The 14,736-nt window shown below is 64.4% G+C and carries 14 protein-coding genes; 7 read left to right on the top strand and 7 right to left on the bottom strand.

Translation table 11 applies throughout. The annotated features are described in order from the left end of the window. The first annotated feature begins 47 nt into the window (after positions 1-47). Positions 48-2,792, top strand: coding sequence for a DNA gyrase subunit A (gene gyrA, locus ACLFLU_RS23115; RefSeq protein WP_426407165.1), 2,745 nt, complete (start codon positions 48-50; stop codon positions 2,790-2,792). A 105-nt stretch (positions 2,793-2,897) separates the two neighbouring features. On the opposite strand, the gene ACLFLU_RS23110 is transcribed toward gyrA, so the two are convergent. Next, positions 2,898-4,751, bottom strand: coding sequence for a potassium transporter Kup (locus tag ACLFLU_RS23110; protein WP_426414052.1), 1,854 nt, complete (start codon positions 4,749-4,751; stop codon positions 2,898-2,900). 189 nt (positions 4,752-4,940) lie between these two features. Continuing rightward, positions 4,941-5,198: a hypothetical protein gene (locus ACLFLU_RS23105; RefSeq protein ID WP_426407164.1), complete on the bottom strand. Its 258-nt coding sequence runs from the start codon at positions 5,196-5,198 to the stop codon at positions 4,941-4,943. Positions 5,199-5,458: 260 nt separating this feature from the next. On the opposite strand from ACLFLU_RS23105, the gene coaD reads away from it, so the two are divergent. The 5 genes from coaD (at position 5,459) to queA (ending at position 8,644) form a co-directional block, all read left to right on the top strand. Next, positions 5,459-5,956 carry a pantetheine-phosphate adenylyltransferase gene (coaD, locus tag ACLFLU_RS23100; protein WP_426407163.1) on the top strand — a complete coding sequence of 166 codons (498 nt, stop codon included), beginning with the start codon at positions 5,459-5,461 and terminating at the stop codon, positions 5,954-5,956. Positions 5,957-5,993: 37 nt separating this feature from the next. After that, positions 5,994-6,569 carry a peptidylprolyl isomerase gene (locus ACLFLU_RS23095; RefSeq protein ID WP_426407162.1) on the top strand — a complete coding sequence of 192 codons (576 nt, stop codon included), beginning with the start codon at positions 5,994-5,996 and terminating at the stop codon, positions 6,567-6,569. A 9-nt stretch (positions 6,570-6,578) separates the two neighbouring features. Continuing rightward, on the top strand, positions 6,579-6,989 hold the full coding sequence (locus ACLFLU_RS23090; RefSeq protein WP_426407161.1) for a hypothetical protein: 411 nt from the start codon (positions 6,579-6,581) through the stop codon (positions 6,987-6,989). Then, on the top strand, positions 6,986-7,450 hold the full coding sequence (locus ACLFLU_RS23085; protein ID WP_426407160.1) for a peptidylprolyl isomerase: 465 nt from the start codon (positions 6,986-6,988) through the stop codon (positions 7,448-7,450). Before ACLFLU_RS23090 ends, ACLFLU_RS23085 begins: the two co-directional genes overlap by 4 nt. Positions 7,451-7,570: 120 nt before the next feature. Continuing rightward, complete coding sequence (gene queA / locus ACLFLU_RS23080) at positions 7,571-8,644, top strand: tRNA preQ1(34) S-adenosylmethionine ribosyltransferase-isomerase QueA (protein WP_426407159.1); 1,074 nt, start codon at positions 7,571-7,573, stop codon at positions 8,642-8,644. 168 nt (positions 8,645-8,812) lie between these two features. Here queA and ACLFLU_RS23075 read toward each other — a convergent pair whose 3' ends face one another. From ACLFLU_RS23075 to ACLFLU_RS23060, 4 genes are all read right to left on the bottom strand, one after another. Beyond that, the gene (locus ACLFLU_RS23075; RefSeq protein WP_426407158.1) at positions 8,813-9,850 is read right to left on the bottom strand and encodes an aspartate-semialdehyde dehydrogenase; all 1,038 of its coding nucleotides are present in this window, start codon (positions 9,848-9,850) and stop codon (positions 8,813-8,815) included. Between the two features lie 218 nt (positions 9,851-10,068). Then, a complete protein-coding gene (locus tag ACLFLU_RS23070) occupies positions 10,069-10,671 on the bottom strand; it encodes a PepSY domain-containing protein (RefSeq protein WP_426407157.1) in 603 nt (200 codons plus the stop codon). 273 nt (positions 10,672-10,944) lie between these two features. After that, positions 10,945-11,688 carry a TetR/AcrR family transcriptional regulator gene (locus ACLFLU_RS23065; RefSeq protein WP_426414051.1) on the bottom strand — a complete coding sequence of 248 codons (744 nt, stop codon included), beginning with the start codon at positions 11,686-11,688 and terminating at the stop codon, positions 10,945-10,947. Between the two features lie 147 nt (positions 11,689-11,835). Further along, a complete protein-coding gene (locus ACLFLU_RS23060) occupies positions 11,836-12,915 on the bottom strand; it encodes a patatin-like phospholipase family protein (protein ID WP_426414050.1) in 1,080 nt (359 codons plus the stop codon). 304 nt (positions 12,916-13,219) lie between these two features. Between ACLFLU_RS23060 and tgt the strand changes: the two genes are divergently transcribed. Then, a complete protein-coding gene (gene tgt / locus ACLFLU_RS23055) occupies positions 13,220-14,368 on the top strand; it encodes a tRNA guanosine(34) transglycosylase Tgt (RefSeq protein WP_426407156.1) in 1,149 nt (382 codons plus the stop codon). 1 nt (position 14,369) lies between these two features. Here the strand turns inward: tgt and ACLFLU_RS23050 are convergent, their stop codons facing one another. Continuing rightward, on the bottom strand, positions 14,370-14,588 hold the full coding sequence (locus ACLFLU_RS23050) for a hypothetical protein (protein ID WP_426407155.1): 219 nt from the start codon (positions 14,586-14,588) through the stop codon (positions 14,370-14,372). Between the last annotated feature and the right edge of the window lie 148 nt (positions 14,589-14,736).

The raw sequence follows: 14,736 nt of genomic DNA, 5'->3' as shown, positions 1-14,736 counted from the left end.
CTCGATGCGCTATATGATTCCCAGATAGAATTTCACCGGATTCCCCATTGGCTGACGACGACAACAAGAAGCCCGGCGACGAGCCGGAGCGCTCCGATATTCGCCCCGTCTCCATCTTCGAGGAGATGAAGAAGTCGTATCTCGACTACGCCATGAGCGTGATCGTGGCGCGCGCGTTGCCCGATGCCCGCGACGGTCTGAAGCCGGTGCATCGCCGCATCCTGTACTCGATGAACGAGCAGGGGCACACGCCCGACAAGAAGTACGTCAAATCCGCCCGCGTGGTCGGCGACGTCATCGGTAAGTATCACCCGCACGGCGACCAGTCGATCTATGACGCCATGGTCCGCATGGCGCAGGACTTCTCGATGCGCGTGCCGCTGATCGACGGCCAGGGCAATTTCGGCTCGGTCGACGGCGATCCCCCGGCCGCCTATCGTTATACCGAGGCACGCCTGACCAAGGCGGCGCTGGCTCTGCTGGCCGATATCGACAAGGACACGGTCGACTTCCAGCCGAACTACGACAACAACGAGACCGAGCCGTCGGTTCTTCCGGCCAAGTTCCCGAACCTTCTCGTCAACGGCGCGGGCGGCATCGCCGTCGGCATGGCGACCAACATCCCGCCGCATAATCTCGGCGAGGTGATCGATGCCTGCGTCGCGTTGATCGACAACCCCGCGCTCACCATCGACGAGCTCATCAACATCGTGCCGGGACCGGATTTTCCGACCGGCGGCGTCATTCTCGGACGGCAGGGCATCCGCGCCGCCTATCACCTCGGCCGCGGCTCGATCGTGATGCGCGGCAAGGTCGCGATCGAGACCATCCGCAAGGAGCGCGAGGCGCTCATCATCACCGAGATTCCGTACCAGGTGAACAAGGCGACGATGGTTGAGCGCATCGCCGAGCTGGTCAAGGAAAAGAAGATCGAGGGCATCGGCGACCTGCGCGATGAATCGGACCGCGACGGCTATCGCGTCGTCATCGAATTGAAGCGCGACGCCGTGCCTGATGTGGTCCTGAACCAGCTTTACAGATTCACGCCGCTGCAGACGAGCTTCGGCGTCAACATGGTGGCGCTCGACAGCGGCCGTCCGCGGATCATGCATCTGAAGGACCTGCTGGCCATCTTCGTCGACTTCCGTGAGCGGGTCGTCACGCGCCGCACCAAGTACCTGCTCGCGAAGGCGCGCGATCGCGCCCATATCCTGGTCGGTCTGGCGATCGCGGTCGCCAATATCGACGAGATGATCCGCGTCATCCGGACCTCGCCTGACCCGACTACCGCGCGCGACACCCTGATGTCGCGCGACTGGCCGGCCCGGGACGTAGAGGACATGCTGACGCTGATCGACGATCCGCGCCACCGCATCAGCGAGGACGGCACGATCCGGCTGTCGATGGAACAGGCGAGAGCCATTCTCGACCTGCGCCTGCAACGCCTCACCGCGCTTGGCCGTGACGAAATCCGCGACGAGCTCGACAAGCTCGCCGGCGAGATCGCCGACTATCTCGACATCCTGCGCTCGCGCGAGCGCGTGCTGGGGATCATCAAGACCGAGCTCGCCGAGGTGAAAGCCGAGTTCGCCACGCCGCGCCGCACCGTGATCATGGAGCAGGAAGGCGAGGTCGAGGACGAGGACCTGATCCAGCGCGAGGACATGGTCGTGACCGTGTCCCACGCCGGCTACGTCAAGCGCGTGCCGCTGTCGGCCTATCGGGCGCAGCGTCGCGGCGGCAAGGGTCGCGCCGGCATGCAGACCCGCGATGAGGATTTTGTCAGCCGCCTGTTCGTGGCGTCGACCCATACGCCGGTACTGTTCTTCTCGTCACGTGGCCAGGTCTACAAGGAGAAGGTCTGGCGGCTGCCGATGGCCGCGCCGAACGCGCGCGGCAAGGCGATGATCAACATCCTGCCGCTGGAGCAGGGCGAGCGCATCACCACCATCATGCCGCTGCCCGAGGATGAATCGACCTGGGGCAATCTCGACGTGATGTTCGCGACCACCGGCGGCAACGTCCGGCGCAACAAGCTGTCCGACTTCGTCGATGTCCGCCGCTCCGGCATCATCGCGATGAAGCTCGACGACAACGAGGCGATCGTCGACGTGCAGATCTGCACCGAGCACGACGACGTGCTGCTCACCGGCGCCGGCGGCCAGTGCATCCGCTTCCCTGTCACCGATGTGCGCGTGTTCACCGGGCGCACCTCGATGGGCGTGCGCGGCATCGCGCTTGGCGACGGCGACAAGGTGATTTCGCTGGCGATCCTGCGCCACGTCGAGACCACTTCGGACGAGCGTTCGGCCTATCTGAAGATGCGCCGCGCGGTTGCCGGCGAAGCCGCGACGGAAGAGGTGGCGGTGGACGCCGAGGTCGAGGAGACCTCCGGCAGCTTCCAGCTCGCGCAGGAGCGCTATGCCGAGATGTCGGCGGCCGAGCAGGTCGTGCTCACCGTCTCCGTCAACGGCTTCGGCAAGCGGACCTCGTCCTACGAGTACCGCACCACCGGCCGCGGCGGCAAAGGCATCGTCGCAATGAGCGTCAACAACCGCAACGGCAACCTCGTCGCGTCCTTCCCCGTGGAGGATGCTGATCAAATCATGCTGGTTACCGACAAGGGCCAGCTGATCCGCTGCCCGGTCGAGGGCATCCGCATCGCCGGCCGCTCGACGCAAGGCGTGATCGTGTTCGACACCGCCGAGGACGAGCACGTCGTCTCGGTCGAGCACATCACGGAAGAGGCCGAGAGCGGCAATGGCGCGAACGGAGAATCGAGCGGGGAGTGATGCTTCACCCCCTGTAGCCCGGATGGAGCGAAGCGAAATCCGGGACTCCTCGCGTTCGGCAAGAACCCCGGATTGCGCTTCGCTCCATCCGGGCTACGAACCTCGCTAGATCTCCAGCTCCGTGCCGAACTCCACGACCTGCTTGGTCGGCACGCCGAAGAACGCGGCCGAGCGTTCGGCATTGCGCTGGAGGAAGGCGAAGAGGCCTTCGCGCCAGACCCACATGCCCGGGATGTCCTCGCTCGGGATGATGGTCTCGCGGCCGACATAATAGGTGATGTCGGAGAGGTCGACGCCGGGCAGCTTGCCCTGGCGGCACGCGAGCGTCAGGCCCTCATAGATCGTCGGGTTCTGCATGAAGCCGTAATGCAGGATCACGCGGGTGATGCCGGGGATGATCTCGATGATCTCAGTGCGGTCCTGGTCGGCGATGTGAGGCAGCTCCTCGATCAGCACGGTGACGAGGACGATGCGCTCGTGCAGCACGTGGTTGTGCTTGACGAATTGCGTCAGCGCCAGCGGCACGCCTTTCGGCGCCGAGGCCAGAAACACGGCGGTGCCGGGCAGGCGCGCGCTGCACTTGTTGACCGCGGTCTCGATCAAATCCTCCTCGGGCTGGCGCAGCTTTGCGCGCGCGGCCTCGACCAACTTCACACCGCTGCGCCAGGTCAGCATCAGGAAGGCGACGAAGGCCGCGAGCAGCAGCGGAAACCAGCCGCCCTCGAACAGCTTGATCGAATTGGCAGAGAAAAAGATCACGTCGATCACGAAGAAGAAGCCGTTCACGGCGATAACGATCCAGGGTGAATAGCCCCACTGGATCGCAACCAGCGCTGCGAGCAGCGTGGTGATGGCCATCAGCAGCGAGACCGCGATACCGTAAGCGCCGGCCAACGCATCCGATGTGCCGAAGCTGACCACGGCGCCGAGGGTTGCGGCGGCGAGCAGCCAGTTCACCAGAGGCACGTAGATCTGGCCGATCGCGGCGCTTGTGGTGTGGCGGATCTGCATGCGCGGCAGGAAGCCGAGCTGGATCGACTGCTGGGTCAGCGAGAACACGCCGGAGATGATCGCCTGCGAGGCGATCACGGTCGCAACGGCCGAGAACGCGACCAGTCCGTAATGCAGGAAGTCCGGGCAGAGCTGGAAGAACGGATTCTCGATCATGCCGGGATCGGTGATCAGGAGCGCGGCCTGGCCGAAATAATTCAGCACCAGCGCCGGGAGGCAGATCGCAAACCACGCGAGCCGGATCGGCAGGCGCCCGAAATGCCCCATGTCGGCATACATGGCTTCACCGCCGGTTACGGCGAGGAAGGCCGCGCCGAGGATCGCGAAGGAGACATGGAAGTCCTGATGGATCAGGAAATCGAAGGCGTAGAGCGGGCTCAGCGCCGCCAGTACGGCCGGCGCCTTGATGATGCCGTGGATGCCGAGCGCGGCCAGCACGAAGAACCAGGCCAGCATCACCGGTCCGAAGATACGGCCGATGAAGCCGGTGCCCTGCCTCTGCATCATGAACAGGCCGACCAGGATGACGATGGTGATGGGCACCACCGCCGGCGCGAGCGAGGGGGCGTCGACCTTGAGGCCCTCGATGGCTGAGAGCACCGAGATCGCCGGTGTGATCGCGCCGTCGCCATAGAGCAGCGCCGCGCCGATCAGGCCGACGACCAGCAGATGCGCGCGCCAGGTGCCGGGTTGGGCGTGACGGGCATGCAGCAGCGCCAGCAGCGCGACGATGCCGCCTTCGCCGCGGTTGTCGGCGCGCAGGATCAGCAGCGCATATTTCAGCGAGATGATCAGCAGCAGCGCCCACAGGATCAGCGAGGCAACGCCCAGGACAGCCTCGGGTGTCACAGTGCCGCCATGCGCGGCCGCCTTGGCGGCTTCCTTCAGGGCGTAGAGGGGGCTGGTGCCGATATCGCCATAGACTACCCCGAGGGCGCCCATGGTCATGGCAAGCGGCAGAGGGTCGGGGTGATGGCCGGAAGCGACTGCGGGCGTACTGGACAAATGCGACCCCTCAATGGGATCGCGCCCGTCGGGCCATTCCGAGGGGCGCGAGTTTCACACAGTCTGCGACGAGACGCCGCAAATATCCATGGGGTTTATCGCGAGGTTTATGACGCCGAGCTGACAGGCCGCCTACGGGGTGCGGTCTGCCGTCACCAGGCGAGCGACATGCACGTCAGCCTTGGTGCCGGCGCGGCGCAGGCACGACGCCTCGAAATTGGGCCAGGCCTGCTGCGAGCAATCCCTGCCGATGGTCTTGATGTCGAGCCGGTCGCTCTTGGCAAGCGGCTGCGGCACGCTGGCTTCAACGGTGGGAGCAAAACCGGGCAGGAGGGTGAGGGCGGTAGCAACACACGCAGCTATAGCGATCGCTGAAAGAGCCTTGATCATTTGACGGTCCCCTGTGATGCGGCCGCTACGCCCAGTGTGCGGCCCGTCATTCGTTGGCCGGATTAGTAACCATGACCAGTTTCCGGACGTCTTCGCCGACGCCGGAAATGGTTTCGTTCGCGTGCGGTTTTGTTTCGTGGACACCCCGAGGACGAAACAATCCGCGGCCTTCCGACCGGGATTGGCGGAAAAACCGGCAGGAAACGGACAAGGAACCTGTCCGGCTTGCCGGGCCGGGCCGGGCGCGGTAGGACGTGGCCATGCCGCGCATTGCCTTCTATCCAGGTTCCTTCGACCCCATCACCAACGGCCATCTGGACGTGGTCCGGAACAGCGTCCCGCTATGCGACCGGCTGGTGATCGCGATCGGGGTCCATCCCGGCAAGAAGCCGCTGTTCTCGACCGAGGAGCGGCTCAAGATGCTCCACGACGTCTGCGAGCCGGTGGCGGCCCAGGCCGGCTGCACGCTGGAGGCCGTGACCTACGACGATCTCGCAGTCACCGCGGCGCGCAGGTACGGCGCGACCATCATGATTCGGGGCCTGCGCGACGGCACCGACCTCGACTACGAGATGCGGCTCGCCGGCATGAACGGCGCCATGGCGCCCGACGTGCAAACCGTCTTCCTGCCGGCCTCCCCAGTGGCCCGCCCGATTACCGGCACATTGGTGCGCCAGATCGCCGCCATGGGCGGAGACATCTCGGCCTTCGTCCCGCCGCTCGTTGCATCCCAGCTCAAGGCAAAATTCGCCGCATAACGGCGCGCTTTTTCATCTCACCTGATCCGGAGTTTCCATGATCCGTCGTCTCGCAATTCTTGCCACGATGTTCGTCGCGCTCATTGGCGCAGTCCCGGCAACGGCGCAGCAGCTGCCGGCCAACCTGGACAAGGCCAATGCGCTCGTCATCGACACCACCAAGGGCCGCATCGTCATCAAGCTCAGGACCGATCTTGCGCCGCAGCACGCCGAGCGCCTCAAGCAGCTCGCGCGCGAGGGCTATTACAACAACGTTCCGTTCCACCGCGTGATGGACGGCTTCATGGCTCAGACAGGCGACGGCCAGAACTTCAACGGCACCGGTGGCTCGAAATATCCGAACCTGAAGCAGGAATTCTCCAAGGTTCACTTCGCCCGCGGCATCGTCGGCATGGCCCGGCGCGGCGACAGCGTCGATACCGCCAATTCGCAGTTCTTCATCATGTTCGCCGATGGCGGCAGCCTCGATAACCAGTACACCGTGGTCGGCGAGGTCGTGCAGGGCATGGACGTGGTCGACAAGTTGAAGAAGGCGCCGGCCGGCTCGCCGAGCGGCACCGTCACCGATCCCGACAAGATGGTGAAGGTGCAGGTCGCCTCCGACATCAAGTAGGAGAGGCTTATGGCGCGCCGTGGCGACAGGCTCCTGCTCGCTGCCGCGGCGCTGCTGGTCGGCATCACCAATGCGGCCGCAGAGGATGCGCCGGTCAACACCATCCAGGACGTCTTCCAGCACCTGCGGACCTGCTGGAAGCCGCCGGCGCCCAGTAAGGCTCGCCCACTCGACATCACCGTCGTCGTGAGCTTTAACCGGTCCGGAAACATTCTGGGCCATCCGAGGATTACCTATGAATCCGCGGAGGCCTCCGACAGCGATCGGCTGCAATACCGGATCGCGGTGATGGAGGCGTTGCAACGCTGCACGCCGATGCCATTTACCGATGCAATGGCCGGCGCCGCCGCGGGACGTCCATTCGCGATCCAGTTCCGCAACAGAAAGACTTCACCCCCAACGCAAGAGAGACGAGCATGAGCGTCACCGAAAACACATTGATCCTCGAGACCACACAGGGCCCCGTTACCATCGAGATGCGGCCCGACCTGGCGCCCGGCCATGTCGCGCGCATCAAGGAGCTGGTCCGCGAAGGATTCTACGACGGCATCGTGTTCCATCGCGTTATCGACGGCTTCATGGCGCAGACCGGCTGCCCGCACGGCACCGGCACCGGCGGTTCCGGCAAGAAGCTGAAGGCCGAATTCAACAAGGAGCCGCATGTGCGCGGCGTGACCTCGATGGCGCGTGCGGCGAGCCCCGATTCCGCCGACAGCCAGTTCTTCATCGTCTTCGACGACGCCCGCTTCCTCGACAACCAGTACACGGTGTGGGGCAAGGTCACCGAGGGCATGGAGAACGTCGACAAGATCAAGCGCGGCGAGCCGGTGCAGAACCCGGACAAGATCGTCAAGGCGCGGATGGCGGCTGACAAGGAGTAAGCGGCTTTACCGGTGTCATGCCCCGCGCAGGCGGGGCATCCAGTAATCGCCAGCGGTGGTTAAGACTACGATCGTGAGTACTGGATCGCCCGCCTGCGCGGGCGATGACAAGTCCTGGACATGCGCACCGACCTCTTCGATTTCGACCTGCCGCCCGAGCGCATCGCGTTGCGCCCGGCGAGCCCGCGCGACTCCGCCAGGATGCTGGTGGTGGAGGACGGTGGGCTGCGCGACCAGACCATCGCCAGCCTGCCGCAATGGCTGAAGCCTGGCGATCAGATTGTCGTCAACGACACCAAGGTGATTTCGGCGCAGTTGAAGGGCCGCCGCATCGGCCGCGAGACCGAGCCGAAGATCGAGGCGACGCTGATCAAGCGTCTCGACGGCTCGCGCTGGCAGGCACTGGTGAAGCCGGCGAAGAAGCTCACGGCCGGCGACCGCATCCGCTTCGGCAACGAAGGCAAGGTCTGCCTGCTCGGCCATCTCGACGCCGAGGTCGAGGCCAAGGGCGCCGAGGGCGAGGTGACGCTGTCATTCTCGTTCCACGGTCCGGCGCTCGACCAGGCCATCGCCGATCTCGGCAGCCCGCCGCTGCCGCCCTACATCGCCTCCAAGCGTACGCCTGACGATCAGGATCTCGCCGACTACCAGACCATGTTCGCGGCCAATGAAGGCGCGGTCGCCGCGCCCACCGCGGGCCTGCATTTCACGCCGGCGCTGGAGCAGGCGCTCAGCGCACGCGGCGTCGGCATCAACCGCATCACGCTGCATGTCGGGGCAGGGACCTTCCTGCCGGTCAAGGTCGACGATACTGACGGTCACAAGATGCATGCCGAGTGGGGCACGGTCTCGGCCGAGACCGCGGACCGGCTCAACGCTGCGCGAAAAAACGGCGGCCGCATCATCGCTGTCGGCACCACGTCATTGCGGCTGCTGGAGAGCGCTGCGAGCGAAGACGGCAAGATCCAGCCGTTCACTGCCGAGACCTCGATCTTCATTACGCCCGGCTATCGCTTCCGCGCGGTTGATATTTTGATGACGAACTTCCATTTGCCGAAGTCGACATTGTTCATGCTGGTGTCGGCGTTCGCCGGCTTGGGCACGATGAAGCAGGCCTATGCGCACGCGATCGCGAACGGCTATCGGTTCTATTCGTACGGGGATGCGTGTTTGCTGTTTCGGGCGCGGGCATAAGCAACAAGCGCCGCCCTATCACCGTCACCCTGAGGTGCTCGCCTCTTCGGCGAGCCTCGAAGGGCGACGGCCCCGCTGCTGCATCTCGGCCGTTCATCCTTCGAGGCTCGCTCTACGGCGCAATTGCGCCGTAGAGTTCGCACCTCAGGATGACGGGTCGAGGGCGCGTTACGCCATCACCCGCTGCGGCAACAGCTCTGCGATCTGCACCGCGTTCAGCGCCGCACCCTTGAGCAGCTGATCCGCCGCCACGAACATCGAGATCGAATGCCCTGAGGGGTCGCTGAGATCCTTGCGGATGCGACCGACCAGGACGTCGTCCTGGCCCGAAGCGTCGATCGGCATCGGGAAGTAATTCTTCACGCGATCGTCGACCACCTTCACGCCGGGGGCCTGCGCCATGATGGCGCGAACCTGGTCCTCGGTGATGGGCTTTTCGCATTCGAAGGTGATGGCCTCGCAATGGGCGCGCAGCACCGGCACGCGGACGCACGTCACGCCAATGGCGATCTTCTCGTCCTCAAAAATCTTGCGGGTTTCCTTGATGACCTTGGTTTCTTCGTCGTTGTAGCCGGTCTCGGGATCGACCGCGGTGTTGTGGTTGAAGAGATTGAAGGCGTAGGGGTGCGGCATCACCTTGGGCGTATAGACCTGCCCGTTGAGATTGGCGCGGGTGGATTCGACCAGCTCGTCCATTGCGGCGGCGCCGGCGCCGGAAGCTGCCTGATAGGTCGAGATGATGACGCGCTTGATGCAGTTCTTCTGGTGGATCGGCCAGAGCGGCACCAGTGCGGTGATCGCGGCGCAGTTCGGGTTGGCAATGATGCCCTTGTGGTCGCGGATGCGGTTGCCGTTGACCTCGGGAATCACCAGCGGCACGTTCGGGTCCATCCGGAAGGCGGAGGAGTTGTCGACGACGACGGCGCCGGCCTTGACCGCAACAGGCGCGAACTTCTTGGAGATGCCGCTGCCCGCAGAGAACAGCGCGATGTCGACGCCTTCGAAGGCGCGCTCGGTCAGTTCCTCGATGACGACGTTCTCGCCACGGAATGACACCGTCTTGCCGGCCGAGCGGGCGCTGGCCAGCGCCTTGAGCTTACTGATGCGAAAGCCGCGCTTGTCCATGGTGGCGATGAATTCGGCGCCAACCGCACCGGTGACGCCGACAATCGCGACGACGGGATCGTTACTCACTGTGTCCTCCATTGAGATCGATTTAGACAACAAAAAAGCCCCGGACCATCTTGGGCGGGGCTTCGGTAGAGCTGATTGCGTTCTAGTCGACGACTACGCGCGCACGCCTCCCCGGGCCCCGAAGGCCGTGGTGGTTTTGGTGGTGCGTTTGGTAGCCGTGAACATGGTGGCGACTTATGCGGGAGAGTCTTGCGCCCGTCAATGGCTTTTGGGCGGGATTGTGGCCTGCGTTACTTGCCCCGTGCGCCCGGCGGCTCGAGGATGACCTCCTTGAGGTCGTCGCCGCTGACGACGACGATCGCGAAATTGAGCCGCCCGCGCTCGCGCACCAACCCTCCGCTGATGGCCTTGCCGGACGCCGCCTGCTCGGCGACCCGCACCGCATCCGTCAGGTGGTGCCGGACACTGCCGAGTGCTGCAAGGTTGTTCCGATCCTCGAGATCAAGCTCGGTCAGGGGCAGGGCGGCCTCACCGCCAATGAATTCGCCGGTCGCGGCATTGATCGTGTGCCGCCAGATCCGGTCGTTGTGCAGCGTCTTGACCCGGTACACCGGCACGCCCGAGCCGCCGTCGAAGCTGACATCCGCGGTCATGGCACCGGCGTGCCGGGCCTCCGCAATCGCCATGGCTTGGCTGATCGAGATCGACGAACTGCGGAAGCGCTCGATTTCGCGGCTGACCGCCTGGCGGTCGGCCTCGGCGTCCCCATCTGTTTCGTTGTGGAGGGCGGTGGGTGTGCTGCCCGCGGAGACGGTTGCACGGGCCGGCGCTGCGATGAGCAGCCCCGACAGGGCGATCGCCAAAATCTGTGTGCAGCCTTTGAGAGCGCGCATCTCGTTCATCTCCATGCTGAGAGCCGTGTCTTATCGGCCGTTGGCCTGGATCGTCTTGGACAGAATTGCGCGGCCGACCACGGGCAGCGGTCGGCCGCCGATTGCTGCGACGGGCTGTACCCGTCGAAGCGATCGTAGTCCGGGCCGCTTTTGGGGCTGGTTAAGAAAAGCGGGTCCGGATCAGCCAATAACAAAACCATACCGTATCGTTTTATTTGGGTCAACGGAAAGACCGTCACTTGCTGGGGACGGATGGCCAGTCTCACGGAAATGTCAGCGGGAAGGGCGGCGCCGTTGGGAGGCTTTGGAGTCTTGTACGCGGTCGGCAGGTCCAATCGCGCCGGCCAGGAACAGCTTGATCGCCGCGCGCATCCGCTTCTCAGCGGCCTTGAGCTCCATCGGCGTGCCGAACGTCGCCATGCGGTGCGTGTGGCCGACGACGACGTCGAGGAACACTTCAGCCGCGATCGTGGTGTCGTCGACATCGAGCGCGCCTTGCGCCACCAGATGGTCGAAGAAGCGCGCGGTGGTGGCGACGGCCTTGAGCCAGCCTTCTTCCTTGCCGAGCTTGGCGATGTCGGGGAAGTTGATGGCTTGCGACGTCATCATGCGGCTGAACGCCATGGCGTCGGGCCCGCAGGTGAAATTGAGCATTTCGCGCCCGATCTCCACCAGCCGCTGCTCGACCGAAATGTCGGACGAACTGCCCAGCTGCGTCTCGGCTGCAGCCGACAGCGGCGCAAGCCAGCGCGCAATCTCGCGCCTCAGCACCGCCGTGAACAGCCCGCGCTTGTCGCCGTAACGGGAATAGACGGTCGGCTTGCTGACGCGAGCCGCTTCCGCCACCGCGTCGAGCGAGGTCGCATCAAAACCGCGATCGAGGAACAGGCGGGTGGCGACCTCGATCAGCCGCTGATCGCGTTCGATCGCAGCACTCTTGGTCGGCCTGCCGCCGCGCGATTTCGAGGCCCCGCGGCGTGGTGCAGCCGATCTTGTCTTGGTCGCAACCAATCCCATGCCCAATGATATGCCCAATGATTCCTGCGCGGTCGTGCCAGTGTGCATTGCTGTATAACGCGCAGCAACCGGGGCGTCATCGCGATTCTGGCCGAATTGGCCATATCGTCAACGGTCTCCAACCAACGTCGTTCCGCCGCGCGGATATCACGGCATCCGCGAGGTCCAGGCCTGGCCGCCGGCCGCCTTCTCGTATCCGTATTGATAGAGCGCCCGCATATAGCCGGTGTCGAACCCTTCGGACGGCGGCGCCGGATAATCGCGCTCGATGTAGGAGAGATGGAAGCCGAGGTGGTTGCGCTGGGCGAAATCATAGGTCGAGAAGATGATCGAGCGCGTCTGCGATTGCGTGATCGAGGACAGGCTGCGTGAAGCGACATCGATCGTGCTGTTGGCGACGAGCTCGAAGTTGCGTTCGATCTTCTTGTTGACGAGGATGTAGATGTCCATCTTCGCGTTGCCCGGCAGGCGCCCCTGGAACAGCAGGGCCTCCGGCAAGGTCAGCACGGGCGCCGTCACGCCGCCATCGACATGCATCTCCTGAAACCGGCGGCCCTGGCCTTCGGCCTCGATCAGGATCGGCGGAAACACCAGGGGAATGCTGGCGGACGCCGCCATCACGTCGCGAAACAGTTTTAGCGCCTCGGGCGTGCCGACCGCGGCGATCTTGCCCATGTCCCAGATCGCGGTGCGCTGGGTGTCGAGATCGGTGGTGACCACCAGCAACCGTCGGCCCTTGGCGTTCTCGCGGGCGACTTGCGCCATGATCTCCGGCCCGACATAGCGCGCCACCAGCTCGCGCAACCGCGTATTGCCGAACAGGCCGGAGCCAAACAACACGCGTATGATGCTGGGATCGTTCAACAGGCTTTCGGCGATGCCGCTAGTGTAGAGCTCTCGAAGCGTGTCGTCGTATTGCGATCCGAGGAAGGCAAAGGGCGCGATCAGGCCGCCGGTGCTCACGCCCGAGACGACGGAGAATGCCGGGCGGTTGCGAGCCGCAGTCCAGCCGTTCAGCACGCCGACACCGTAGGCGCCATCGGCGCCGCCGCCGGACAGCGCCAGATAGTTCCTGCTTCCAGTGGTCTTGTCCTGCTCGAAGCTGAATTTCGTGATGGGCTCGTCGGCGTAGCGCCGCAGGCCGTCGATATCGAGCACGCGCGAAGCACTCGCATCGGCCGCCGTATAGGGCGTGCGGGGGAGCGAGGTGCAGGCGGCGAGCACCAGGCTGCACGCAAGGGCCAGCGACCTGGTCAGGCGGGCGCCTGTGCGCTTTGTCCGGCCATCTTGGGGGCTGGATATGTCAGTCGAGCAATTGGGGAGGGGCATCTGTCGGTGGCTGACGATCACGCATTTACGGCCGCCGGCAATTTGCCGCGGCGTCTCGTCCAGTCCCCGTTACTAAACTATACTGTATCGTTTTATTCATCAAGCGTGGCCAATATCACGTCCGCGTCAGCGGTGTCCCAGTCTGGGGCATCGCGGTCCGGGCGGGTTGATCGACTTGTCCCGACACGCAATAAGCACCGCCATGAGTCTTCCTGATACCGGTCTACCCAATCATTTCGAACTGCTCGCCACCGATGGCTCGGCGCGCACCGGCCGCCTGACCACGCCCCATGGCGTGGTGCGGACCCCGGCCTTCATGCCGGTCGGCACCGCCGGCGCCATGAAGGGCATGCACTGGCGTGAGGTGCGCGATGCCGGCGCCGACATCGTGCTCGGCAACACCTATCATCTGATGCTGCGTCCCGGCGCGGAACGCATCAATGCCCTTGGCGGCCTGCAGCGATTTACCGGCTGGAACGGCCCGATGCTGACGGATTCCGGCGGCTTCCAGGTGATGTCGCTGTCGGACCTGCGCAAGATCAGCGAGCACGCCGTCACCTTCCGCTCGCATATCGACGGCGCCAAGATCGAGCTGTCGCCGGAGCGCTCGATCGAGGTGCAGCGCCTGCTCGGCTCCGACATCGCGATGCAGATGGACGAATGCGTGCGGCTGCCGGCGGAGCGCGACGACATCGAGCGCGCGATGCTTCTGTCGCTGCGCTGGGCCGAGCGAAGCAAGCGGGCCTTCGAGAGCGCGCCCGACGGCTACATGCTGTTCGGCATCGTGCAGGGCGGCGACATTCCTCAGCTGCGCCATGCCAGCGCGCAGGGCCTCGTCGAGATCGGCTTCCACGGCTATGCGATCGGCGGCCTTGCCGTCGGCGAGCCGCAGGCGGTGATGCTGGCGATGATCGACGAGACCGCGCCGGCACTGCCGACCGACCGGCCGCGCTACCTCATGGGCGTCGGCACGCCGGACGACATTCTCGAGGCGGTGAAGCGCGGCGTCGACATGTTCGATTGCGTGATGCCGACCCGCAATGGCCGCCACGGCGTGGCCTTCACGCGCTTCGGCCAGGTCAATTTGCGCAACGCGCGCCACGCCGACGATACGCGCCCGCTCGACGAGGAGAGCTCATGGCCATCGGCGCGCAACTACGCGCGCGCTTACCTGCACCATCTCGTCAAAGCGGGCGAGACGCTGGGGGCGATGCTGCTGTCCGAAATCAATATCGCTTACTACCAGTTCCTGATGCAGGGCATCAGGGACGCGATCGCACACGGAAAGTTCGAGGAGTTCTACCGGCGTACGCGTGAGGACTGGGCGAGGGGCGACATCGCCCCACGCTAGATCAGTTGCAAACGATCCGCTGCTTGACGGCGTGCTTGGTCACGAAGCCATAGCCACATGTGTCGCAGGTCCAGAGATAGCTGATCATGTGGTCCGAGACATAGGCGGAAGCTTCGGCGGCGACCATGGAGTCGGCGCAAACGGGACAGGTGGGCAACTCGCTGCAACGCGGATCGCGCTTCTGCACTACGGTCGACAACACTTCAGCGACTGCTGACATCGTGGTGACCTCCCTGCTTAGACCCCTGCTTTGAGACCTAAGTCTAACATAAGCAGAATCAGTTGACGAGGTCGCAACACAAATGCGTTGATTTTTCGTAATTGCTTCTGCTTCGACACCTTCTTTGCTTTGGTTCCGTCTCTATCGC

The organism is Bradyrhizobium ganzhouense, assembly GCF_049949285.1.
GTDB lineage: Bacteria > Pseudomonadota > Alphaproteobacteria > Rhizobiales > Xanthobacteraceae > Bradyrhizobium > Bradyrhizobium ganzhouense.
This window is presented reverse-complemented; position numbering and strand designations above follow the sequence as displayed.

What these genes read in the sequence shown, in the direction of transcription:
- ACLFLU_RS23110 (WP_426414052.1), bottom strand. Translation starts at nt 4,751, where the DNA reads ATGACCATGGGCGCCCTCGGGGTAGTCTATGGCGATATCGGCACCAGC.
- ACLFLU_RS23105 (WP_426407164.1), bottom strand. Translation starts at nt 5,198, where the DNA reads ATGATCAAGGCTCTTTCAGCGATCGCTATAGCTGCGTGTGTTGCTACC.
- coaD (WP_426407163.1), top strand. Translation starts at nt 5,459, where the DNA reads ATGCCGCGCATTGCCTTCTATCCAGGTTCCTTCGACCCCATCACCAAC.
- ACLFLU_RS23095 (WP_426407162.1), top strand. Translation starts at nt 5,994, where the DNA reads ATGATCCGTCGTCTCGCAATTCTTGCCACGATGTTCGTCGCGCTCATT.
- ACLFLU_RS23090 (WP_426407161.1), top strand. Translation starts at nt 6,579, where the DNA reads ATGGCGCGCCGTGGCGACAGGCTCCTGCTCGCTGCCGCGGCGCTGCTG.
- ACLFLU_RS23085 (WP_426407160.1), top strand. Translation starts at nt 6,986, where the DNA reads ATGAGCGTCACCGAAAACACATTGATCCTCGAGACCACACAGGGCCCC.
- queA (WP_426407159.1), top strand. Translation starts at nt 7,571, where the DNA reads ATGCGCACCGACCTCTTCGATTTCGACCTGCCGCCCGAGCGCATCGCG.
- ACLFLU_RS23075 (WP_426407158.1), bottom strand. Translation starts at nt 9,850, where the DNA reads ATGGAGGACACAGTGAGTAACGATCCCGTCGTCGCGATTGTCGGCGTC.
- ACLFLU_RS23070 (WP_426407157.1), bottom strand. Translation starts at nt 10,671, where the DNA reads ATGCGCGCTCTCAAAGGCTGCACACAGATTTTGGCGATCGCCCTGTCG.
- ACLFLU_RS23065 (WP_426414051.1), bottom strand. Translation starts at nt 11,688, where the DNA reads ATGGGATTGGTTGCGACCAAGACAAGATCGGCTGCACCACGCCGCGGG.
- tgt (WP_426407156.1), top strand. Translation starts at nt 13,220, where the DNA reads ATGAGTCTTCCTGATACCGGTCTACCCAATCATTTCGAACTGCTCGCC.
- ACLFLU_RS23050 (WP_426407155.1), bottom strand. Translation starts at nt 14,588, where the DNA reads ATGTCAGCAGTCGCTGAAGTGTTGTCGACCGTAGTGCAGAAGCGCGAT.